The 1,142-nt window shown below is 70.5% G+C and carries 1 protein-coding gene; it reads right to left on the bottom strand.

Annotation, left to right across the window (positions count from 1 at the left end; translation table 11 throughout):
* Window positions 1–1,074: S1 family peptidase (locus LQ326_RS47220; RefSeq protein WP_234545385.1), on the bottom strand; the 1,074-nt coding region annotated here is incomplete at its 3' end.
* Window positions 1,075–1,142: the final 68 nt, after the last annotated feature.

Below are 1,142 nucleotides of genomic sequence, written 5' to 3'. Positions count from 1 at the left end.
GCAGTCGCCCCAGCCGCCGGAGGTGACGCCCTGCGCCTGGTCGCCGCTGATGAAGGAGCCGCCCGAGTCACCGGGCTCGGCGCAGACGTTCGTCTTCGTCATCTCATGGACGGCGCCCTGGCTGTAGTTGACCGTCTCGTTCTTGGCGAGGACGGTGCCGCAGTGCCAGTGCGAGGTGGAGCCGGAGCGGCAGATGGACGCGCCGACGGGCGCCTCGGCGGAGCCGCGCACAAGCTGGTCGGACACCGTGCCCCAGCCGAGCACGACCGGCACGGTCCACCAGCCGCTGCCGACGTTCACCCAGGAGTAGTCGTTGTCCGGGAACGACGAGCCCTGGAAGCTGCCGATGTACGAGTTGTCCCAGCCGTACACCGCGCCGGTGTGCTGGTCGCAGTGCCCGGCGGAGACGAAGCCGCCGTACACCGAGAAGCCGATGGAACAGCGGACGTTGCCGGTGTAGTACGGGTCGCCGCCGACGGTACCGGCCGCGAGGGTCCGCGGTGTCTTCGTGGTCTGCTGCACGGTGACCGGGCCGGCCTTGCGCGCCCGCGCCAGGAAGGTCCGGACATCGTTGTCATTCCGGTGCGCGGTGACGAGGTCCACGACGACCTTGTTCGCCTTGGTGTCGACGTACCAGTTGCTGACGCCGGTGGGCGCGGACAGAGCGTCGATGCGGGCCTTCGCCGCGTCGAGCTGCCGCGCGCTGTGCTTCACGAGGCGTACGGTCGCACCGGTCGCGCGTACGGCGTCGGTGTCCGCGCCGCGGGTGACGGCCACGGTCAGCTTGCCGCTGTCGGCGTCGAACCAGGAGCCGCCGTAGGAGGACCCGGCGGCGCGCTTCGCCTTCCGTTCGACGGCCGTCGCCGTCTTCTCTGCGGCCAGACGGGCCTCGGCCTGGCTCTTGGTGAGGCCGAAGTCATGCTGCATCGCGGAGAGGAGCGAGGCGGAGGCGGGTACCTCGGTGGAGGGTGCGGGGGAGCCGGCGGCGGTGGCCGGCTGGGTGCTCGCGCTCGCCCAGGTGCCCAGCAGGAGGAATGCGGGCAGGGCTGTGCGCAGGGCTGTTGTGCGTCTCAAGGGAGTGGCCCCTTCGTTGTTCCAACAGGGTGGGGGTGGAACAGCAGATAGTGAGAGCGCTCTCAGGC

The sequence above is a fragment of the Streptomyces shenzhenensis genome (assembly GCF_021462265.1).
Taxonomy (GTDB): Bacteria; Actinomycetota; Actinomycetes; order Streptomycetales; family Streptomycetaceae; genus Streptomyces; species Streptomyces shenzhenensis.
The sequence above is the reverse complement of the archived record's forward strand: the minus strand, read 5'-3'. Positions and strand labels throughout refer to the sequence as shown.